At 59.4% G+C, this 22,476-nt stretch carries 13 protein-coding genes; 11 read left to right on the plus strand and 2 right to left on the minus strand.

What is annotated here, in order from left to right:
- Positions 1-10 precede the first annotated feature (10 nt).
- On the plus strand, positions 11-490 hold the full coding sequence (locus ACESSC_RS00585; protein ID WP_055252516.1) for a 4Fe-4S binding protein: 480 nt from the start codon (positions 11-13) through the stop codon (positions 488-490).
- Between the two features lie 12 nt (positions 491-502).
- Positions 503-3,280: a selenium-dependent xanthine dehydrogenase gene (gene xdh / locus ACESSC_RS00590; RefSeq protein WP_373160822.1), complete on the plus strand. Its 2,778-nt coding sequence runs from the start codon at positions 503-505 to the stop codon at positions 3,278-3,280.
- A gap of 469 nt (positions 3,281-3,749) precedes the next feature.
- Here xdh and ACESSC_RS00595 read toward each other — a convergent pair whose 3' ends face one another.
- Positions 3,750-4,748: a hypothetical protein gene (locus ACESSC_RS00595; RefSeq protein WP_373160824.1), complete on the minus strand. Its 999-nt coding sequence runs from the start codon at positions 4,746-4,748 to the stop codon at positions 3,750-3,752.
- Positions 4,749-5,387: 639 nt separating this feature from the next.
- Positions 5,388-5,513: a hypothetical protein gene (locus tag ACESSC_RS00600; protein ID WP_255413237.1), complete on the minus strand. Its 126-nt coding sequence runs from the start codon at positions 5,511-5,513 to the stop codon at positions 5,388-5,390.
- Between the two features lie 83 nt (positions 5,514-5,596).
- On the opposite strand from ACESSC_RS00600, the gene ACESSC_RS00605 reads away from it, so the two are divergent.
- The 9 genes from ACESSC_RS00605 (at position 5,597) to ACESSC_RS00645 (ending at position 22,459) form a co-directional block, all read left to right on the plus strand.
- On the plus strand, positions 5,597-6,331 hold the full coding sequence (locus ACESSC_RS00605; protein ID WP_373160826.1) for a 3'-5' exonuclease: 735 nt from the start codon (positions 5,597-5,599) through the stop codon (positions 6,329-6,331).
- A gap of 372 nt (positions 6,332-6,703) precedes the next feature.
- Positions 6,704-9,067, plus strand: a complete 2,364-nt coding sequence (locus ACESSC_RS00610; protein ID WP_373160828.1) for a hypothetical protein — start codon at positions 6,704-6,706, stop codon at positions 9,065-9,067.
- A gap of 218 nt (positions 9,068-9,285) precedes the next feature.
- Complete coding sequence (locus ACESSC_RS00615; RefSeq protein ID WP_117655015.1) at positions 9,286-11,361, plus strand: class I SAM-dependent DNA methyltransferase; 2,076 nt, start codon at positions 9,286-9,288, stop codon at positions 11,359-11,361.
- Positions 11,358-12,668: a restriction endonuclease subunit S gene (locus ACESSC_RS00620; RefSeq protein WP_117655014.1), complete on the plus strand. Its 1,311-nt coding sequence runs from the start codon at positions 11,358-11,360 to the stop codon at positions 12,666-12,668. Before ACESSC_RS00615 ends, ACESSC_RS00620 begins: the two co-directional genes overlap by 4 nt.
- Before the next feature lie 2 nt (positions 12,669-12,670).
- Positions 12,671-16,096 carry a DEAD/DEAH box helicase family protein gene (locus ACESSC_RS00625; protein ID WP_118225868.1) on the plus strand — a complete coding sequence of 1,142 codons (3,426 nt, stop codon included), beginning with the start codon at positions 12,671-12,673 and terminating at the stop codon, positions 16,094-16,096.
- A gap of 6 nt (positions 16,097-16,102) precedes the next feature.
- Entirely contained in the window at positions 16,103-17,476 is a 1,374-nt protein-coding gene (locus ACESSC_RS00630; RefSeq protein ID WP_373160830.1) for an ISL3 family transposase, read from the plus strand.
- Positions 17,473-18,177, plus strand: coding sequence for a hypothetical protein (locus ACESSC_RS00635; protein WP_373160832.1), 705 nt, complete (start codon positions 17,473-17,475; stop codon positions 18,175-18,177). Before ACESSC_RS00630 ends, ACESSC_RS00635 begins: the two co-directional genes overlap by 4 nt.
- A 547-nt stretch (positions 18,178-18,724) precedes the next feature.
- The gene (locus ACESSC_RS00640) at positions 18,725-20,848 is read left to right on the plus strand and encodes a GmrSD restriction endonuclease domain-containing protein (RefSeq protein ID WP_373160834.1); all 2,124 of its coding nucleotides are present in this window, start codon (positions 18,725-18,727) and stop codon (positions 20,846-20,848) included.
- 288 nt (positions 20,849-21,136) lie between these two features.
- Positions 21,137-22,459, plus strand: coding sequence for an ATP-binding protein (locus ACESSC_RS00645; RefSeq protein WP_373160836.1), 1,323 nt, complete (start codon positions 21,137-21,139; stop codon positions 22,457-22,459).
- Positions 22,460-22,476 lie beyond the last annotated feature (17 nt).

Here is a 22,476-nt window from a genome sequence, read left to right on the forward strand (position 1 = left end):
CGAGTCTCTTATGGCCAAATCCATTCAACATAACGTGGCCTACGTTGCCTGCGGAAGCGGTTGCGCCTCCGCAGGCGGCGACGCCCGCTGCAGCGAAGGCTGCATTGGCTGTGGCGCCTGCGTCACGGCCTGCCCCCACGGTGCCATTGCACTGGTCGATGGCATCGCCCGCGTGGATCGCTCAAAGTGCACGGGTTGTGGCCTGTGCGGCATGGCGTGCCCACAGCGCGTGATTGCCTTCGTTCCCGGCTACCAGAACATCCTGGTGCGCTGCAACAACACCGATAAGGGCGCCATTGCGCGCAAGATTTGCGACACGAGCTGCATCGGTTGCGGCATGTGCGCCAAAAAGTGTCCTGCCGGCGCTATCCGTATCGAGGACAACTGCGCCCATATCGACGGCGCGGACTGCCTGTCGTGCGGCATGTGCGCCGTCGTCTGCCCGCACGGTGCCATCCACGACCGCACCGGCATCGCCGCCGGCGTGTAGAAGGGAATCACCATGGCACAGGAATTCACTTTTACCGTTAACGGCGTCGAGCGCACGACGACTCAGAACAAGCCGCTGCTCCGCTACTTGCGCGACGACCTGCATATCCACTCCGCCAAGGACGGCTGCTCCGAGGGCGCCTGCGGCACCTGCACCATCCATGTGGACGGTGCGGCCGTGAAGGCGTGCGTTCTGACCACCGCTCTTGCCGCCGGCCGCAACATCGTGACCGTCGAGGGCCTGCCCCAGGACGTGCGCGAGGTCTTTGTGTACGCCTTTGGCGCCGTGGGTGCCGTGCAGTGCGGTTTTTGCATCCCCGGCATGGTCATGGCGGGTGCGGCGCTCATCGCCGAGGACCCCGAGCCCACCGAGGAGCAGATCAAGTACGCCATCCGCGGCAACGTCTGCCGCTGCACCGGCTACAAGAAGATTATCGAGGGCATTTCGCTGGCCGCTGCGGTGCTCCGCGGCGAAAAGCAGATCGACGAGGGCCTGGAGCGCGGCGACGACTACGGTGTGGGCAAGCGCGCCTTCCGTATCGACGTGCGCAAGAAGGTGCTCGGCGAGGGCAAATACCCCGATGACATCGACGAGCTCGATCAACCGGGTCTGACCTACGCCAGCGCCGTGCGCTCCAAGTACCCGCGCGCCCGTGTGCTCTCCATCGACACCTCCAAGGCCGAGGCCCTGCCCGGCGTGGTGGGTATCCTACGCGCCGAGGACGTGCCGGTCAACCAGGTCGGCCACCTTATCCAGGACTGGGACGTCATGATCGCGGTGGGCGATATCACCCGCTGCGTGGGCGATGCCATCGTGCTGGTGGTCGCCGAGGACAAGGCGACGCTCGAGAAGGCCAAGAAGCTCGTAAAGATCGATTACGAGCCGCTGGAGCCCGTGCGTAACATTGTCGAGGCCAGGGCTGCCGACGCCCCGCGCCTGCACGACAGCTTCTTTGCCTTTGGCAACACGGTAGAGCTCAAGGACAACGTGTGCCAGAGCCGCCATGTGACGCGCGGCGACGCCGCCAAGGCGTTGGCGGAGAGCGCATTTACCGTGACGCAGCGCTTTACCACGCCCTTTACCGAGCATGCCTTCTTGGAGCCCGAGTGCGCCGTCGCCTTCCCGTACAAGAACGGCGTCAAGGTGCAGTCGACCGACCAGGGTGCCTACGATACGCGCAAAGAGTGCGCCCACATGTTTGGCTGGGATAGCGAACCCGAGCGTGTGGTCGTCGAGACCATGCTCGTGGGTGGCGGCTTTGGCGGTAAGGAGGACGTTTCGGTCCAGCACCTGGCCGCGCTCGCCGCATATAAGTTCCAGCGTCCTGTGAAGTGCAAGCTCACGCGTGCCGAGTCGCTCGCTTTCCATCCCAAGCGTCATGCGATGGACGGCACCTTTACGCTGGGCTGCGATGCCGAGGGCATCTTTACCGGTCTGGACTGCGAGATCAACTTTGACACCGGCGCCTACGCGTCGCTGTGCGGCCCGGTGCTCGAGCGTGCCTGCACGCATGCCGTCGGCCCCTACAAGTACCAGAACACCGACATTCGCGGTTTTGGCTACTACACCAACAACCCGCCCGCCGGTGCGTACCGCGGCTTTGGCGTTTGCCAATCCGAGTTTGCGCTCGAGAGCCTGATCGACCTGCTGGCCGAAAAGGTCGGTTTGGATCCGTGGGAGATTCGCTACCGCAACGCCATCGAGCCGGGCGAGGTTCTGCCCAACGGCCAGATTGCCGACTGCTCCACGGCGCTTAAGGAGACACTGCTCGAGGTCAAGGATGCCTACTATGCGCATCCCGGACACGCCGGTATCGCCTGCGCCATGAAGAACGCCGGCGTGGGCGTGGGCCTGCCCGATGCCGGCCGCTGCAAGATTCGCGTCGAGGGTGGCCGCGCCGTGGTCTACGCCGCCACGTCCGACATCGGCCAGGGCTGCAACACGGTCTTTTTGCAGGACGTTGCCGAGGCATGCGGTCTGCCGCTGAGCTGCATCGCCAACGGCGAGTGCTCCACCGAGAACGCTCCCGACTCCGGCACCACGTCTGGTTCGCGCCAGACGGTCGTGACCGGCGAGGCCGTGCGCGGCGCCGCCTTCCTGCTGCGCGACGCCATGGTTGGCATCGAGGCCGGCAAGCCTGCGCCTACCGCCCCGGTGAGCGCGCACGGCGACGGCGTCAAGATCGAGTATGACGACGGTCGCGCCTACCAGCTGCGCACACAGGAACTCGTCGCCGGCCAGGGTATGCATCCTCAGGACCCTGCGGCCACCATCAAGGCGCTCGAGGGATGCGAGTTTGGCTACGTGTATCTGGAGCCGACCGACAAGCTGGGCGCCGATGTTCCCAACCCCAAGAGCCACATCTGCTACGGCTTTGCCACACATGTGGTCATTCTGGACGATGACGGTCGTGTAAGCGAGGTCTATGCCGCGCACGATTCCGGCAAGGTGGTCAACCCCATCTCCATCCAGGGTCAGATCGAAGGCGGCGTGCTCATGGGTATGGGCTATGCGCTTACCGAGGACTGGCCGCTCAAGGACTGCGTGCCCCAGGCAAGGTACGGCACGCTCGGGCTGTTCCGTGCGCCCGAGATTCCGGATATCCACGCCATCTACGTGGAGAAGGACGAACTGCTGCCCGTGGCATACGGCGGCAAGGGCATCGGCGAGATTGCAACGATCCCCACGGCGCCCGCCGTGCAGAACGCCTATCGCGCATTCGACGGCAAGCTGCGTCCGGATCTGCCCATGGTGGATACGCCGTACAGCCGCGCTCGTCACCGCGGGTAGAGTAGAGCGCGGACGGCCATTACTGACGGGCTGTCCATGCTCAGCATCAACTGCATACGCTGCGCCTTTGGCCCCGGCTCCATCGCGAGCCGGGGCCTTTTGTTTGGAGCGGAAACTGCGTCCCGGAATTGGCGCTCAGAATGGGATGCGCTTTCCGGTTGGAGCTTCAAACGGAAAGTGCATCCCGGAATCCGCGCCTGGAATGGGACACACTTTCCGGAACGGCCCTCAACCGGAAACTGCGACCCGGAATCGATGCTCAGAATGGGATGCGCTTTCCGAATCGCCTTCAGGCGGAAATTGCATCCCATTCCGAGTCTTCATTCTGGGACACGCTTTCCGCAAGGAGCTTCGTCGGGAAAGCGCATCCCATTTTGAGCACTTAGTCTGGGACATGGTTTCCGCGGGTGCTGCCAACCGGAAAGCGTGTCCCGGTTTGGCAGGCAGACGGGCATAAGCTCAGCAGCCCCTACAGCTCAATATCGTTGAGCCATGTCGGGAGCATGGTCTGGCGGATGCCTGCCGTCTGCAGCTTTTTGGCGAGCATTCCTGCCGGGCGGACCTCGTTCATGGTAAAGCGCAGCAGAGGGTGGCCGTAGAGCGATAGGTGCGCCTCGCGCTGCCGTTCGGCAACGAGCGCCTCGGCGGTGGTGCGTCCGGCCAGCATGGTCTGGTCGGTATATTTGATGAGCCCGTCGAGCTCGCCCAGCGTGAGTTCCTGCGCCTGGCGCTCCCAGGCAAAGTCCGTTCGTATGGGTTTGGCCGAATCGAAGGGGTCCGTCAGCTCGTATTGAAGCCAGTCGGGTGCAAAGCCCGTCTCGATCATGACGGCTCGGGCGACCGATTCTCCACCACTCTCGGCGCGGGCGTCGGCATATCGAAGTGTTGTGAGGGCGGTGCGAATCGCGCGACCATTGCGGGCGGTCGCTCGTTGCTCGACGGCCTCCATCAGCTGTTCCCGCGCAAGGCCGAGCTTTGAGATCGTCGAATCGGCAATGGGCATGCCGTCGGCAAAACCGGTCTGCAACAGGCAATCTGTGACCGTTTGGATGGGCGGCGTTACCGATATGCCGGCTCTGCGTATTGCTCCGGCCGGCTCAATCTGGTGCCGCTGAATATGTGCGCCCGGGCGAGCCGACGGCTTTGTCGAGCTGCAGACATGCACGACATTCAGGTGTCGCCACGAGACCTCGAGCCCCAGCAGACAGGCGGCCGAAAACGAGCAGAACGTCCAATCGGGGTGGATGATCGCAAGGGCGCGGAGGATTTCGCAATGGCGTTGCGCTCGGTTGAGTTCATCCCAGCGCGTTTTTCGCGCAAACAACCCCGGCATGGGCGAGACAACCGTGCCGCCGGTGCGCCGAAGGAGCGCTTTTCGGATCGCCGTGCTCGGGGGAATCAGACAGCGCCCCTCTTGTTCGGCTTGAGTGAGCAGTTGGTCGATGAGCTGGTCATTGCAATGGGTCATGAGCTACCGCCTCCTTTTGGGTAGCAAAAACGTATCAGCTGGAACTTGCCGCTCAGCTGACCAAAAGCTGACCAAAATCTAACCATGCAGGTAGATGACCTGCTTTTGGCGACATATTTCTTGTTTGAATCGGTGGGCGGTAATCGGCGACCGTGAACGGTGGCTGGATATGAAGTCTTGGTAAGTTTCGGGACGTGTACTTTTTCGAAAAACGGTAGTCTCTCCGCGGAAAGTGCATCCCAGAATTAAGCCTCGGAACGGGATGCATTTTCCAGTAGATGCTTCAGTGGAAAGTTCATCCCAGAATTCAGGCTCAGAACGGGACGCGCTTTCCGGATGGCATGCTTGGCGGAAACTACGACCCAGTATTTGGCTCCAGAACGGGATACATTTTCCGGAACGGTCCCCAAACGGAAACTGCGTCCCGGATTCGACGTTCAGAACGGGATGCCGTTTCCGGTTGAGGCCTCGAGCGGAAAGCGCATCCCATAATCCCCAATGGCACCGCAGCGGGCGCCGAGATTTCGTTACCGAAAAACCATTTGTTAGACCTGGCGTCCGTGGGTCGAATAAAGTCGACAGCAGCCCAAGTGGTGAAGAGCTGGGCAGCGCCGTTACTTAGTTTAAGGGGTCAATGCCTTAGCGGCGTCGATCCCTCTTTTTATGCTTCGCACGCTGCTTGAGTGCCTCGGTAAGCCCGATAAGCGCCGTGAGGAGCGAGACCAAAGCGGTCAGGAGCTTCACGAAATCAATCAGATCGGTCATTTCATGTCCGCACGGACGCCTATCCTTACGGCAATGTAGCCGTTTATGTAGCAAGCGGCAGTTGGCGGAGAAAGGCCCTAACCGTGTCAGCTGAAAAGATGCCGGGTGTCTCGGCTATCGATACGACGAACTTTGCGCGCCAGATCGTGCTGGACTTTGAGTTTGCGCCGGTGCCAAAGCAGCGTCAGCGCCGTGGACTGTGCAATGAGATTATCGAGGCCGGCGCCGTCAAGCTCGATTACCACGGCAACGTTATGGGCGAGTTCTCGCAGTTTGTACAGACGGAATTTACCGAAGGCGTTGCGTTCCCCGTCCGCGAGCTCACAGGGATATCGGCCGTGGGCACCGCGATGGCCGATCCGCTCTACATGGTGATCAAAAGGCTCAGCGATTTGATCGGGCGCTACTCCGCCCAGGTGGTCTGTTGGAGCGGGGCGGATCGTCGACAGCTTTTGATCGAGTGCCAAGCAAAGCACATCGATCTTTCCGCATTTCCTACGGACTGGGCCGACCTGCAGGCGTTTTACACCTCGATCATGGACATGAGCAGCCACGGGTGCGTCTCTTTGAGTGACGCAGCGACGTGGTTTGGCATCGAGTTCGACGAGTCGACAGGCCACGCCCACAGCGCCCTCGCCGATGCGCGCGTGACCGCCAAATTGCTCAAGCAGGTGATGGATGGGGACTATCACGTGAGTCCATGCGCCCAGGAGGTCCGCCAGCGATGGGGGATGGGCGAGCGAGCCCAGACGCGCCTCTCCAGCAAGTGCCCCGAACTGGGCGACCTGCTGCTAAAGCTGAAGGCGGAGGGGAGGTAGGTGGCTCATTTGGGGACAAACAGAAGGAATGGTTGCGCGAAGGATTCTAGGATCAGCAGCAGATGGCTGTGTTTGGGATCCTACTCAAGGACACGCCGACACCCGCTGAGACCAAGCAGGTCAAGAGCGTGGACATCGAGATGACTTCTACTATCGGAGAACGGCTTGCTAACATGATTCGCTGGATGGGCAGGCATAGACCCGTGACGCTGCGCGCGTTATCGTGCACAATGAGGCATACAGGCTGCCAGAGGCGAACTGTCCCGACGAGGTTCTTAGCAACTGCATCATCGAGATTATTGAGTACTTCTACGAGAGGGATTTGGCGGCGTAGAGCAATCTGATTTTACGCGTTTGCAGGAGGAAGCCGGTATGGCAGACGAACTTGTTTTTAGTGCTGGCGAGATAGTTTACGCCATGCCTCAACTGCCCAAAGTTACATCTGTGCCGCTGAACGGTAGCGCCGTGCTGGTTGGTTTTAAGGACGCTCCCGATGGGGAGGAGGTCCTCTTTGATTTTGACCCTCGGGCTGAAAGGGCTACGAAGCTCGACTATGAACTTGCAGCCGTTAGCGGGCTCCTCACGGGTGCGTTGAATATCCTTTGGCAGAAAGACTTCAACCTAGAGGGTGCCAAAGAGTGGAGCGACGAGAAGGTTGGCAAATTCGTTCTTACGATTGCCAAGTCTGCGGGTATGACAAAGGCGGATGCAACTCTAGAAGACGCTATTCGCTTTCTAGAGAAAGAGTTTCCTCTTGCCACGGACAAGCTGACTGCCGAGTTTGGCGGCGGGCTCCAACATCATCTGCGGGATTTCTCGCACCACCCGAGCTTGGTTGGCCTTGCGTGTTCGATCCTCTCGCAATTCACCTGCAAAGGCTATGGTACCGATACGGCCGGCCGGTTTGTCGCCTTTGACCTGCCTGCCGCCGCCTTCGATCCCGACTGCCCTCTTGTAGGCAGGAACGTTCCAGAGAAGATCGCGTTTGGCACTCTGTTCTGGGCGATGCATCTCGTGAGCGACATGGCGGGGTCTAGTTCAAACCCCGGTAAGGGGACGGGCATTCCCGGCGTCGTGCTGTCCCTGCTAAAGGAGCTCTCCTCCCTGCCTGTTTTTCAAGACATGCAGATTGCCTATAAGGGCGAGGATATTCGCATTCAGCAATGGATCTCAAAGCTGTTTAACGGAACGGCGTTCAAAACCGAGGACGGCAAGCCCATTCGCTTCGACCTTCGGACGGAAGTCGGCCTGCTCGATCAAGCTTTAAGCCAGGTGCCAGCAGTCGTGGCCAACGAGGTTATCGTTCGTTGTCTCTACATGCTTTCAAGGCTCAAGGCCGAGCTGGAACGTTGCGAAGTGAGCAAGGTTTCCGGCTTGCACAAGCTCAAGGCTTCGCATTTCATGCCCTATAACAGCAGGGTTCTCACTCGCATGGTCACGGTTTCGAGCACTTCGTTCGTTTTGGTGAATCTAGCGACGGCGGCGGCCAGGGCGGGTATCGAATGCGAGGGGAACAAGGTCGTGTTCGCCCAGAAGCTCTTCTTGCGAATAAACTACGTTGGAGTTGGACGCTTTGCGTTTGCCCTCCATGCCGACTGGGGCTATATGGCGGAGGAAATGTCCGAGGCTTGGACTGAGCGCGCCAGGCGCCGCCAGGATATCTTCGATGGATTTCACTTTTATAGCCTAGATAGAGAAACGACGAGGATTGCCTTCTCGCTGAAGCTTGCCGCCATCAACTACGACTGCGGGAACGAGAAGAACGAAGTGCGCAAAGGGCAAAAGAGGAGCTGGGCCCGCGCGTGGCAGGATTCGGTCGCGGATGGCCTAGGCATTGATGCAGACGGCTACTTTTTGAGCGAGGAAGATGCGTACGGAGCCCTTGAGACAGTTTCGCGGCGGCGAGGCGGTAAAGTGCGTGCCTTGCTTGTTGCACAGGAGTTGGTTGAGTTTCGCCCCTATTCCCAGATGGGAGATGAAGAGAAAAAGGAATACAAAGGTTTGAAGGAGAGTGGATCTTGGGTTAAACACGAATTTCCCAGGAGACAAGACGCGGTTGATTTGGACGCCATACGTTCTCTCGAGAAACGTTGCGGGACACGCTTCCGCGAGCTTTCAGGTACATTGCCAAAGTTCTTGGTGGGCGGCGTCATTGTCGTGGCGGCGGCCGTAGGCGCAGGAGGGGCGGCCGCGGTACTCGCTCCGGATATTGCTGTCGGTATCTTCGGAGGCTCATTTGCCGGCCTTCACGGGGCTGCGCTTGTCAATGCGAGTCTTGCTGCAGCTGGCGGTGGGGCCTTGGCCGCCGGCGGCATGGGCATGGCCGGTGGCACTGCTTTGATTACGGGCGGCGGTGCCGCGCTTGGTCTATTGGGTTCCGGCGGCGTTGCCTTGGCGGCATCGATGGGGGAGGACTACGCGCAGTTCGTACTCGTCGAATGTTCGAGGCTCCTTGCTTTTCTTGATGTGGCTACTGACCGCTGCCCGCATGAGGGGGCCATTTTGGTGCGGAAAGCAGCCGAGGCCGTGCAGCGCGGCATCGCTGGCATTGAAGAAGATGTAGAGAAGGAGAACGGAAAGGGAAATCGCAAGGATGGCAAGTTGCTTAAGCAACTGAAGAAGGGTCTTGGGTATTTGACTTCGACCCTTAAGCAGATCGAGAAGATGCAGAGGCGCCTTGGCACCGCCGGTGAGGGTGAGCCGCTCAACAGCTTGCCGGCATCGGGTGATGAATAGGTACACTGCATATTGATGCCCCGGGAATGGCCTCTGATATGAGTCGCCGGGGTTTATTTTGTTTGGGTATGTAAAATTACTGGTTGGGTCAATAAATCAGTGATTGGTGATACCACTTACCAGATTTGTTAAACTATTGGTTGGCCGAAAGCTCAAATCATGGCTTTCGGTTGTAAAATACATGGTTGGAATTCTATTTTTCGCAGAGAGGTCCAACCATGGCCGATAAGACCGCGTTCGACTACGTGAACGAGATATGGAGCATCGCGAACTACGTGCGTGATGTCATTCGCCCCGCCGACTACAACAAGCTCATCCTCCCATTCGCCGTGCTGAGGCGCTTCGAGTGCGCCCTCGAGCCGACGCGGGCGGCCGTGAGCAGACAGGCCGCCAAGGGGGTCTGGGACGACGACGACCCGAAGTACTGCGCCCTCTCCGGCCACTGCTTCTACAACGTCACGAGCTTCACACTCTCCAACCTCGGGGCGACGAAGACCTGCGACGCCCTCATGGCCTACATCAACGGCTTCTCCGCGAACGCCCGCGAGGTCCTGCAGCGCTTCGAGATGCGGCAGACCTGCGAGAAGCTCGACGAGAAGGGCATGCTCTACGAGGTGTGCACACGCTTCTCGGGCTTCGACCTCGGGCCCGAGACGGTCTCCGACCGCATGATGACCGACATCTACGAGCACCTCATCCAGCGATACGGCGAGGAGATCTCGCAGGACGCCGAGGACTTCATGACGCCCAAGGACGTCGCCCGCCTCGCAACCGCGCTGCTCTTCGCAAACGAGGACACGCTGCTCAACGCCGACAACGGCGACATCCGCACGCTCTACGACGGCAGCTGCGGCACCTGCGGCTTCATCTGCGACGCGCTCGACCAGCTCGACGAGTGGCACGACAAAGGGCACTTCAGCAGCCCAACCAAGATCGTCCCCTACGGCCAGGAGCTCGAGGACGCGACATGGGCCATGGGCAAGGCAGCCCTTATGCTGCGCAACATCGCCGGGGGCTCGGGAGACGTGCTCGACCAGATGACCGACCTGTCGGCCGGCATCATGCTCGGCGACACCCTCGACGACGACAGGTTCGAGGGACGCACCTTCAACTACCAGCTCACGAACCCGCCCTACGGCAAGGAGTGGAAGAAGGAGAAGGACGTCGTCCTCGAGGAGATGGGACGCGGCTTCGAGGGCAGGTTCGGCGCCGGCAAGCCCGACATTGACGACGGCAGCATGCTCTTCATGCAGAACGTCGCGGCGAAGATGGCGCCGCCCGAGGAAGGCGGCGGCAAGGCGGCCATCGTGCTCTCGGGTTCCCCGCTGTTCAACGGGGATGCCGGCAGCGGGCCATCGGGCATCCGCCGCTGGCTGTTCAGCGAGGACCTCGTTGACTGCATCGTGAAGCTGCCGACCGAGATCTTCTACCGCACGGGCATCGCAACCTACATCTGGGTGCTCAACAACCACAAGCCGGAGAACCGCAAGGGGTACGTGCAGCTCATCGACGCCTCGGAGGAGAAGACCGCCCTGCGCAAGAGCCAGGGGAACAAGCGCTACGAGGTCGGCGAGGACCAGGCCGCGTGGATCGTGCGCACCTACGTAGACGGGCACGACCACGGCAGGTCGGTCATCGTTCCCGTCGAGGACTTCATGTACCGCAAGGTGACCACGCAGCGCCCGCTGCGCGTTGTCATTGAGCCCTCGGCCGATGGGCTGGATGCCCTCTTTACCCTCAGCAAGCCCATGGAGAAGCTGTCGGACGCGAGCCGCGCCGCCATTCGCTCCTGGGTTGAGAAGAACGAGGGCGCCTCGCTCACATACAGCGAGGTCCTGGCTGCGACCGAGAAGCTTCACAAAGCGATCGAGAAGCCCAAGCCACAGAAGACGAAGCTCGTCGAGGCACTCGTCAAGGTGTTCGGTCGGCAAGACCCCTCCGCGGAGCCGGCGGTCGATGCGAAGGGCAACCCGGTGTTCGACCCCGAGCTCAAGGACACGGAAAACATTCCAATCGGCATGGAAATCGACGACTACATGGCGAGCGAGGTGCTGCCCTACGCTCCCGACGCCGTGGTGGACGGGTCGGTAAGGGACGAGCCCAAGTTCGACAACAAGACGGGTCTCACGGCCAACCCGCTTGGCGACGGTGGGGTGGGCGTGGTCGGCACGTCGATCTCGTTCAACAGGTACTTCTACAAGTACGAGAGCCCCCGTGCCCCCGAGGTCATCGCGAAGGAGATTCTCGAGCTCGAGGACGGCCTCGGCTCGCTCATGAGGGGGTTCCTGGCATGAGGACGAGAAGGGAGATAAACAGTGCTGAGTGGTTCGGTGAGGTGCCGGACGGCTGGAACATGGTGCCGTTGCCGAGGCTTTTTATGAGCAGCAAGGGAATGACCGTCACTAGGGCTGACTTAGTTGACGAAGGAGCTCCCGTCGTCAATTACGCCCAAGTGCATTCGAAGTTAAACAATAGATTCGGTATCCACGAAGAGCTCATAAAGCACGTCCCTACGGGCATGGTTCCAAAAGGGCTGAAATATTCCGAGAAAGGTTCCTTTATCTTCGCCTGCACATCAGAGGACCTTGCCGGGTGCGGAGACTGCATATACAACGATTCTGAGCGGCCGGTTAATCCCGGAGGCGATACCCTGCTCCTCTCTCCGGTTGACGAGGTTGAGAATAAGTACCTTGCATATCTTTTCTCTACCGACATGTGGCGCTGGCAGATTCGGCGCGACTTGATCGATGTGAAAGTTTTTCACGTTAACCAAGGCAACCTGCACGAGACCTACGTCACAGTCCCGCCTTGTGATGTCCAACGCCGTATCGTCTCCTACCTCGACGAGCGCTGCGCGGCCATCGACGATGACGTGAAGAAGCGCCAAAAGGTCATAGAGAGGCTCAAGGAGTACAAGAAGTCCCTCATCGCGCATGCTGTGACAAAGGGCCTCGACCCAACCGCAGAGATGAAAGACAGCGACATTAAGTGGGTAGATCAAATTCCCTCTAATTGGCAGACCTCCAAGCTCAAAGCTCTATTTCAAATTACAAAACGAATTGCCGGGGTTGAAGGATTGACAGTTCTGTCGATTACACAAGATGGAATTAGGCCCAAAGATTTCAGCACAGGAAAAGGGCAATTTGCTGAAACATACTCACATTATCAACTCGTACATCCTGGCGATTTTGCGATGAACCACATGGACCTCTTAACAGGTTGGGTGGATATATCTCGCTATGAAGGAGTGACAAGTCCTGACTACCGAGTGTTTTCAGCCCGTGACCTTGCGGTAAGCAACCCGAGTTACTACCTCTACCTCTTCCAGATGTGCTACCTCAATCGGGTGTTTTTCGGTTCAGCAAATGGAGTTGCTGACAAGGGGCGCATGCGACTACAAACCAACGCATTTAACAACTTCGTCGTTCCTTTACCACCTTTAGAAGAGCAAAAAAGGATAGCGGCCTACCTCGACGAGCGCTGCGTGGCCATCGACGAGGCAATCTCACGCCAGGAGCAGCTCATCGAGAAGCTCGGCGAGTACCGCAAGTCCGTCATCCACCACGCCGTCACCGGCAAGATCGACTGCACGGAGGCATAGCCATGACAAGAGTCGACATAGACAGTGCATATGAGCGCCGCGACGTCGAGTACAGCGGCCGCCGCAAGATTCACCAGGAGGATGCCTTCGAGCGCTACATCTCCCGAAAGGTCGCTGCCCTCGGCGGCGCGGGCTGGGCCCTCTCACCTGACGATACGGGGTTCGACCCGAACGACGCACTCGTGTTCGACGACTTCGTCGCCTGGCTCGAGGCCACCGCGCCGGAGAAGCTCGACAAGATGCGCCGAGAGAAGGGCGCGAGGTGGGAGGACCAGCTGCGCCGCGCGCTCGTGAAGAGCCTGGAGAGAAACGGTACCGTTCTCACGCTACGCAAGGGATTCCAGGTGGCCGGTTACCAGACCATCGAGTGCATGGCTGGCTACCCGGACGACGAGCGCGTGCCCGGGGCGAGGGAGCGCTACGACGCCAACATCCTGCGCTTCATGCACCAGGTTCACTACCAGACCGCCGGGAGCAAGTCTCTCGACTTCGCTCTGTTCGTCAACGGCATCCCCGTCGCCACCGGCGAGGTCAAGACCGAGCTCACCCAGACCGTGCGTGACGCCATCGACGAGTACGTCGACGAGCGCAGGCCCATAGAGCCCGACGGCGGCAGGAAGAACTCGCTGCTCATGTACAAGAGGGGCGCCGTGGTCCACTTCGCAGTCTCCGAGGACGAGGTCTGGATGTGCACGAACCTCGGCCCCTTCCCGAGCAGGTCGGCGAAGCCCCGCTTCCTCCCGTTCAACCTGGGCCGCGACGGCGGGGCCGGCAACCCGGACGCGCCCGAGGGCGAGTACAGGACCCACTACCTCTGGGACACCATCCTCCAGCGAGACAACTGGCTGTCCATCTTCGACCGCTTCGTCTTCGAGGAGGTCGAGGACAGGCAGGACGCGACGGGCCGCTGGCGCAAGACGGCGACCCAGATCTTCCCGCGCTACCACCAGTTTGACGCAGAGAGGAAGGTCCTGGCCGACGCGCGGGAGCATGGGGCGGGACGCCGCTACCTCATCGAGCACTCGGCCGGCTCCGGCAAGACCGAGACCATCTCCTGGGCCGCGCACGACCTCGCGAGGCTCCGCCGCGCGGACGGAGAGAAGATGTTCTCCAGCGTCGTGGTGGTCACCGACAGGCTGTCGCTTGACCAGAACATAAAGAAGACCATCTCCCAGCTCTCCAAGGTGACCGGTCAGGTCGTCATGGTCGGCCGCGACGAGAGGGGCAGCGCCGTCGCCGACGGCTCCAAGAGCTCCCAGCTCGTCGAGGCCCTTCGGCAGAAGAGGGAGATCGTCGTGGTCACCATCCAGACGTTCCTTTACGCGTGGCCGGACATCGCGGCGCTGCCCGAGCTTGACGGCTCCGGATTCGCGGTGATCGTCGACGAGGCGCACAGCTCTCAGGAGGGCAGCTCGGCGGCGTCCCTCAAGACCGCCTTCAACGCGGCGGCGGACAAGCTGAAGTTCGAGAGGATGCTCGACTTCGATGAGGACTCGGACGACGGCGGGTCGGTCATGGATGCCTACTTCGCCCAGATGCAGGCGAGCAACCTCATGCCGCCGAACGTCTCTTTCCTCGCGTTCACAGCGACCCCAAAGGCCGAGACAAAGACCCTGTTCGGCACGCCCACGGGCGAGGAGGACGAGGACGGCAATCCGGTCATGGGCAGCTTCCACCTCTACCCGATGCGGCAGGCGATCGAGGAGGGCTACATCATCGACCCGCTCTCGGGATACGTGCCCCTGCGCACCCTCACGAGGATCGAGGACGAGTCCGAGGACGCCGACGGCAGACTCGTCGACGAGCGCCGCGCCAGGAGGAAGATCGCCAAGTGGCGCTCGCTCCACCCGACGAACGTCATGGAGAAGGCCAAGTGGATCATCGACCACTTCGTCGACAACGTGGCTCCGCTCCTGAACGGCGAGGCCAAGGCCATGATCGTCACCTCCGGGCGTCCCGAGGTCGTGCGCTACAAGTACGCGATAGAGGCGTACCTCCGCGCCCGTCCGGACCTCGACCCCGCCAAGGTCGAGCCGAAGCTGCGCTTCAAGGTGCCCGGCGAGCCGCTCGTCGCCTTCTCCCAGAAGGTCCTGGGCGACAGGTGCGTCCTACCCGAGGACGAGTACCTCGAGGACAACCCGTTCGCCCTCATCGAGCGCGGATACGAGTACACCGAGGCCAACATGAACCCGACCGGGCAGGGCCCGGTCGAGAGGGCGTTTGACCGCCCTGAGAGCAGGCTGCTCATCGTGGCCAACAAGTTCCAGACCGGGTTCGACCAGAAGAAGCTAGTCGCCCTCTACGTCGACAAGCCGCTCGGCAACGCCATCGAGATCGTGCAGACCTACTCGCGCGTCAACAGGACGTGCTCCGGCAAGGACGGGGTCTTCGTCGTCGACTTCGTGAACGACCCCGAGACGGTTCTCGCCGCCTTCAAGACCTACGACAAGGGCGCGACGATGAGCACGGCCCAGGACCCGAACATCGTCTACGACCTGAAGGACGCCCTCGACGCGGCCGACGTGTACGCGACGCGAGACGTCGAGGGGTTCAAGGAGGCGCTCTACAGGTCCAAGGGCCTCGCAGCCGGTGAGGAGAGCGATGCCTACAGGACCGCCCTCTATTCCGCCGTCTCCGGGCCCGCCGAGATCTTCCGCGAGAGGTTCGCGGCGGCCAGGGACTCCTACGAGACTTGGCTGGAGTGCGCCAACCGGGCGGAGGCGGCCGGCGAGGCCGAGGGGACGGAGAGGGCCAAGAGGAGCGCGGACGAGGCGGCGGGACGCGTCGCGGAGCTGATGACCTTCAGGAAGAAGCTCTCCAAGTACTGCTCCGCCTACACGTTCCTGTCCCAGGCGCTCGACTTCGGCGACCCCGACCTCGAGGTGTTCTACAGCTTCGCAAAGCTGCTCGGCCACAGGATCGCGGGCACCTCGCTCGACGACGTCGACGTGCGCGGCCTCGTGCTTCGGGACTTCCGCATATCGGCCCAGAAGGTCCCCGAGGGGGTCGAAGGCGGCGAGCTCATGCCGATGGGCGCTGGCGGCTCAGGCACCGCGCCCAAGCGCGACACTATGGCGAGGATCGTGGAGAGGCTGAACCGCACGTGGGGCGACGAAGGTGACCCCCTCGTGAAGGCCCGAGCCGTCAACGCGGTCTCCGATGCCGTGGCGGCAGACCCCGTGACCAACACGCAGATCACGAACACGAGCAACACGAAGGAGGCCGTCCTCGCGGACGGGCGCCTGCGCAACATCGTCATCAGGGCCCTCATGTCGATGATGAGCAACGAGCTTGGAGACCTCGCCGAGCAGGCGCTCGACGACCCGCAGGCGATCGAGCCCCTGGCCGACCAGGTGTACGACCTCATCTCGCAGGGGAAGCGCTACGACATCGCCGAGCTCGCCTCCTACCTCTCGAGGGGAAAGTAGATGGGCGTGGCAGGCTACGTCGAGGAGCTGCTTGGTGTCCGGGACTGCGAGCTCATCGGCAGCGCGACCAAGGTCGATTGCGGTAGGAGGCTCCAGCAGTTCGACCTGAGATACCGCGGGCCCGTCCCCGCATCGTGTCCCGAGTGCGGCGGGACGCTGCACAGCCACGGCGCGAGGACCGTCGGCGTTGTGTCGACGCCACACCTGGGCATCCCGACGAGGCTCGAGATAGGGTTCCCGCGGATGCGATGCCCGGAGTGCGGCTACGTGTGGCGCCCGGCGATAGGCGGGATCGACGAGAGTCACCGGATGACGGAGGCGGCATACGCCGACATCGCCCAACGCTCGCTCAGGCTCACCTTCCGCGAGGTCGCCGAGGAGTACCCGCTCTCGCACGTCACCGTGAAGAGCGTCTTCGAGGACTACGTCCGCGAGAACGCCTCGAGGCTTCGCTTCAAAGTGCCGGCGTTCCTGGGCATAGACGAGAAGAACCTCAAGAGGGTCGGCATGGTGACCGTGATCACTGATCTCGAGCACAGGACGGTCTTCGACATGGTGCCCGGCAGGACGCAGTCCGACCTCGACGCCTATTTCTCCTCGTTGGAGGGCCTCGAGCGCGTACGATGGGTTTCGAGCGACATGTACCGGCCGTTCTGGAGGAGCATAGCCAAATACACCCCGAACGCGACATGGGTCATCGGCCACTTCCATGTCGTGAAGGGAGCCAACGAGGCCTTGGACGCGGTCCGCAAGGGCCTCCAGGGAGCTCTCGACAGGAAGGGTCGCCTTGAGCTAAAGAAGGGCCTCGCCTACGTCCTTAGGAAGCGGACGCGCGACCTCAGCCTCTACGAGGCGTCGGCCCTAAGGGCGCTACGGGAAGACTCCTCCTACTCGACGCTGATGACCGCGTACGACCTCAAGGAGGACTTCTTCGGCATTTACGACGACCATCCGTCCTCACGCGAGGAGGCTGAGGCGGCGTTCGACGCCTGGATTCGGGAAATTCCCGATGGCAGGGAGTTCGATCCGTTCAGAGCCCTTGCTCGGACCGTTCAGAATCACCGCGAGTTCATCTTCAACTACTGGGAATGCCCCAGCCGTATCTCGAACGGCTACACCGAGTGCGCGAACCGGCTCATAAACGAGACGGACATGAGAGGGCGCGGATACTCGTTCGAGACGCTCCGGGCAAGGACCCTCTACCGCAGGCAGAACCTCGACCGCATCATCGCGAGCAACGGGCTCACGATCGGCCCTCGCATCGATGCACCCGGTCCGCTCTTCGTGACCGAGCCCGACCGCGAGGACGAGGCCGTCGATGAGTTCATAGACCCGAGGTCGGGAGTGGAGGTCGACGCAACGACGGGAGAGATGCTGTGAATTCGAGGCTCGACGAAATTGCAGCCTGGGAGCCAAGGCCTTCAGGCGGCCTGAAATGCGATGCCAGCGAATACGGCTTTCCGACCGTAATCCATCGCACACCAAGCAGGCTCGTGGAGGAATGCGAGAAGGCCTTCGATGCGGGGCTTCTCCTCGCGGCACTGAACCTCGTCGTGACCATACCGGACGTCTGCGCAAAAGCCGTCGGCATGCGATACATCGACTGGTGCGTTAAATACCTGGAGCTTCCCAATACCGGCGAAAAGATGGCGGCAGAGCGAAAAGACGAGAAGAGTCAAAGTGAGATAAGCGAGGAGTTCGACGTTATAGAGGCGCGAGGTATATTCACAGCTTCAGACCTCTATCAACTGCGTTGCGCCGTTATCCATGCGGGATCATCAGTCATCGAAGGCAGAGGGGAGGATTATAGTCCTTATAAGGTTATCGGGGTATGCGTTCACGGCGACACTCATGGGATCGTCGCGAGCTATGGCCATACCGGGACGGGTACGGAGAACCTGAAGGGGTGCGCATACGATTGCGTCATCAAGCTCGAAGGCCTCGTTTCCCTCATGGCCAAGGGCGTTGTGTCTTTCCTCGAAGAAGATCCCGAACGGGATTGTGAAAGGACCATCAAGTCGGGGGTAGACCGCAGAGGCGTGACGGATTTTAGACCGCTAATCCAACGTCCCGTTCGTTAAATATGTGGTTGGAGTTGTACCAATACCATTTGTAAAATAAATGGTTGGAACTTGATAGCCCGGTTCTTACTTTGCCAACCGGTAATTTACCAACTTCCAACCATTTATTTTACATACCCTTTTGTTTTTAACGCAAGATTTATGCCGGTGAGCTTGTGTTCGATGCCACTTGTCGAGGCTGAGTGCAGGTCGGCGACTTGCTCGATGTTTGATTTGCCCTTCGATCAGTTCTTGTCGAGCTCCTTTGGGCGGGAGAGGCAGCGATCTAGATATCCGCTCTTGGCATATGAGACAAGAAGCCCGTAAGACTGTGGCAATGTCAAAAGGCATACACAAGTGTCAGTCTTTTGACATCGTATGATTTTGGGGAATGGCGTGCAGCGATCGCGCGCCACCATGACGGCGTAAGTGTTTGCTTTCGTTGTAGAATCTAACGATATGAGCATCCCGGTTGCTTCAGTGCTTCGATGCTCTCGTCTTTAGCGCCCTCCGCACAGTGGAGGACTGACTGCAAACGGCGTAAACAAGAAAAGGGGAGCAAGCGCAAATGAAAGCAACCGAGGCAAATCTACTCGACCTTATGGGCGTGGCGAAGATGCAGTTCGTCATTCCCGTGTACCAGCGAGTTTACTCGTGGAGCGTAAAAGAGTGCGAGGTGCTTTGGGATGACGTCATGCGAGCGGGTCGTGATGGCGTATCGCACTTCGTGGGGTCGATGCTTTATATCCCCGAGTCCGAGAGCTCTGCCACGAGCATTTCGCGCGTGCTTCTGATTGACGGGCAGCAGCGCATGACGACGTTTTCGTTGATGATTGCTGCCTTGGCTGACTATCTGGAGGGTAATCCCGACAAGGCCGGCTTCCTTGGCGATCTCAAGATCTCAGCGCTGCGAAAGAACTATCTCTTTAACGATGATGACTACAACGGTCTGGCGCGCTACAAGCTGGTACTCTCGCAGGACGATAAAGAGACGCTGTTCTCCATCGTGTCTAGGTCTCCCATACCAGATGAAAAATCTGATCGCATTGTCGAGAACCATTCGTTCTTCCGTGAAAAGATGCGCGGTAAATCATTCGATCCTGCAAGGCTTTGGGCGGGGCTAAACCGCGTGCAGGTCATCGACACAAAGCTCACCGCTGGCGTCGATAATGCCCAGCTCATATTTGAGTCTATGAACTCCAAGGGTAAGCCCCTCATGCCCATCGATCTCATACGCAACTATGTTCTCATGTCGCTTCCTAACGACGAGCAGACCAAGCTCTACGAGGGCTACTGGCATCCCATTGAGCGTTTGTTTGGAAAAGGGGGCGAGGGCGAGTTTAACGCCTTCATTTGGTACTGGCTATGGCTCAAGGTTCCCAATAGGCAGCCAAAGGAGAATGAGGCTTATTACGAGTTTAAACGCTACTTCACCGATGACTACGATGGAAACACCGAGGACCTGCTCAAAGAGTTGCGCGAGTATGCGCAAAGGTATGCCAGTCTGTTCCTCGGCAAAGAAAAGGATACTGACCTACGTCGGGTGTTCAGCAGGATCGCAAGCCTTGATGTGAGGCAGATTAGGCCCCTTTTGATGCTGCTTTACTCGGTTTACGAGGGAAATAAGCTAGACCGCAACGCGTTTCTACGTATCTGCGAGACTATCGAGTCGTTTCTGTTCAGACGGGCGGTTTGCGGCAGGCTTACCACGGGCCTAAATAATTTCTTTGCCGGTATGTATCGCAACCTTGAGCAACAGGACGATATAGAGGAGTACGTTACGGCGATGCTCCTTATCCATAGCAGTGGTATGACCGCGTACTTCCCGACAGACGAGCATTTTGTCGAGGAGTTTAAGACGCGTGACTGCTACAACCGCTTCTCCAAAAAGCGCTATTACCTGGAACGCATGGAGAACTGGCACCACCCGAAGGAGTCCATCTCGGCTGACGATTACCAGATCGAGCATGTCATGCCCCAGACGATTGATGATGAGCACGGCTGGAAGGAATCGCTTGGCGAGAACTGGGAAGACATCCACGACAGGCTGTGCAACAACTTGGGAAATCTAACGCTGACGGGCTACAACCAGGAGTACTCAAACCGGTCGTTCTCGGACAAGCTCAATCTTCCGGACGTGGGACTTATGTGCAGCCCACTCTACCTAAACAAGTCGATCGCCTCGCATGGAAAATGGGGTGAGGAGGAGATTAGGCAGCGTGCGGACGAGCTGGCGAAAGAGGCGTGCGAGATATGGAAGTATCCCGATCTTCCGGCAGATGTCGTCGACAAGTATCGCCCCTCTCGCGGGGAGTCTGACGAGGCTCCTGTCTGGACTCTGCAGGAGAATCACCCCACTTTTGCCGAAGGCGGACTCAACCAGAAGCTTTTCGATGAGGTGCGCGAGTCCGTTCTGAGTGGTAACCCTTCGTGGGAGTCCTATATAGCCAAGTACTATGTAGGCTTCAGGTCGGGCAAGCGAAAACTGCATGCCGTGTTAGAAAGCAGGACCAGCAACGGTGGTTGGATTGCCGTCGGCCTGGCAAAGAGCGTGGACGACTTAATTGATCCAGAGGACATGTGTCAGGACAAACGCACACAGGGCGGATTTGGCCCGGGCCTACCAACCTATGTTGCCCTTCGGAATGCCGATGACATTCCCGCGGTGCTCGATCTTATAAAGCAGTGCTAGGTTGAAGGCCGGGGATTGGCCCCCCGGCCTTCATTGCCTCAGATTTGTTGGTGGCTCTTCACCGTAAAGCGCATCTGGTGGGAGAGGCTGCTCTTGGTCGGTTGGTGTCGGAATCGCGGGCAATTATTCGGCCTAAATCCGGAAAAGTGCAATATTGGCTGGTATAAAAGTACGGAAAAGTGTCGTAATACACACTTTAAAACCTCGAAAAAGTGTCGAAATGAGCACCTAGCAACCACGGAAAAGTGTATCCTAGTGATAAAACAGCACGTAATAAGGGGTGCGCTTATGCTGCAAAGAAAAGCGAAAGCACAGTTTGAATCTTGGCTTGCCTCGTCGCCTAACAAGGCTCTTTTGGTCAAGGGTGCCCGACAGGTGGGAAAGTCATATTTGGTCAACGTCTTTGCAAACGAATCGTTCGAAAATGTCGTGACGTTCGACCTTATCGCCGACGCGTCCGTGCGCGATTCGTTTTTGGCGGCAAAAAGCGCGGATGACCTGCTTATGCGCATGTCTATTGCTGCAACGCAGCCGATGGTTGCGAACAAGACCGTTGTGGTTATCGACGAGGTGCAGCGATGCCCCAACGTAGTGACGTTTATCAAATACCTGGTCCAGCGCGGCGACTTTCGATACATCCTTACCGGATCGCTCCTTGGTGTTGGGCTCGAGGGCATCGATTCCCTGCCGGTGGGGTATGTCGAGCAGGTCCAGATGTACCCGCTCGACTTTGAGGAGTTCTGCTGGGCAAGCGGCGTTGCTGCCGGAGCGTTTGACATGCTCAGGGGTTGTCTAAAGGACGAAAAGGAGCTCCCCGGCTATCTGTATGACCGCTTGCTCAATCTGTTCCATCAGTATGTGGTGGTGGGGGGCATGCCCGACGCGGTCAATTCCTTCTTGGCGACGCGCAATGTCGACGAGGTTCGAAACATCCATCGCGATCTTCACGCCCTGTATCGCGATGACATCGCAAAGTACGCTCCGCCTGAGCTACGCTTGGTTATTCGCGATATCTATGATCTGATTCCCAGCGAGGCCGGCTCCAAAAACAAGCGATTCAAACTGTCATCGATTAACGGTGTCAAACGTTTTTCGCAGGTGACAGATCATTTTCTCTGGCTATCGGAGGCGGGTGTCGCGCTTCCCGTGTATAACGTAACGGCGCCCGTGGCACCCCTTTTATTGGGGGAGCAACGAAATTTGTTCAAGCTGTTTTACTTGGACACCGGAATGCTCATGTCGTCGTATTCCAAAAGGGTCGCCCAAGGCGTTTTTGATGGGGGGGCGGAAGACGCCTTTGGCATGAACATGGGGGCGGCGTTTGAGGGCTTCGTTGCCCAAGAGCTCAAAGCCCACGGATTCAGATTGCGCTACTTTACGTCTAAAAAAGTCGGCGAGCTCGATTTTGTGGAGGAGACGCTCGATGGGGAGGTTCTTGCCATCGAGGTCAAGTCGGGCAAGAGCTTTAAGTCCCATGCGGCGCTCGACAACGCGCTCGCGACGAAGGGCTACGGAATCGATCGCGCCCTGGTACTTGCGGAATGTAATCTTCACCGCGATGGTGACGTGCTGTATCTGCCCATCTTTATGGCAGGGCTTTTGGAGCCGTAACATGCCGCCGGCTCTTC

The sequence above is a fragment of the Collinsella aerofaciens genome (assembly GCF_964243765.1).
Lineage (GTDB): Bacteria > Actinomycetota > Coriobacteriia > Coriobacteriales > Coriobacteriaceae > Collinsella > Collinsella aerofaciens_BU.

Excerpts from the sequence above, each read along its gene's own strand:
- ACESSC_RS00585 (WP_055252516.1), top strand. The coding sequence starts at position 11 with ATGGCCAAATCCATTCAACATAACGTGGCCTACGTTGCCTGCGGAAGC.
- xdh (WP_373160822.1), top strand. The coding sequence starts at position 503 with ATGGCACAGGAATTCACTTTTACCGTTAACGGCGTCGAGCGCACGACG.
- ACESSC_RS00595 (WP_373160824.1), bottom strand. The coding sequence starts at position 4,748 with ATGACCCATTGCAATGACCAGCTCATCGACCAACTGCTCACTCAAGCC.
- ACESSC_RS00600 (WP_255413237.1), bottom strand. The coding sequence starts at position 5,513 with ATGACCGATCTGATTGATTTCGTGAAGCTCCTGACCGCTTTGGTCTCG.
- ACESSC_RS00610 (WP_373160828.1), top strand. The coding sequence starts at position 6,704 with ATGGCAGACGAACTTGTTTTTAGTGCTGGCGAGATAGTTTACGCCATG.
- ACESSC_RS00615 (WP_117655015.1), top strand. The coding sequence starts at position 9,286 with ATGGCCGATAAGACCGCGTTCGACTACGTGAACGAGATATGGAGCATC.
- ACESSC_RS00620 (WP_117655014.1), top strand. The coding sequence starts at position 11,358 with ATGAGGACGAGAAGGGAGATAAACAGTGCTGAGTGGTTCGGTGAGGTG.
- ACESSC_RS00625 (WP_118225868.1), top strand. The coding sequence starts at position 12,671 with ATGACAAGAGTCGACATAGACAGTGCATATGAGCGCCGCGACGTCGAG.
- ACESSC_RS00640 (WP_373160834.1), top strand. The coding sequence starts at position 18,725 with ATGAAAGCAACCGAGGCAAATCTACTCGACCTTATGGGCGTGGCGAAG.
- ACESSC_RS00645 (WP_373160836.1), top strand. The coding sequence starts at position 21,137 with ATGCTGCAAAGAAAAGCGAAAGCACAGTTTGAATCTTGGCTTGCCTCG.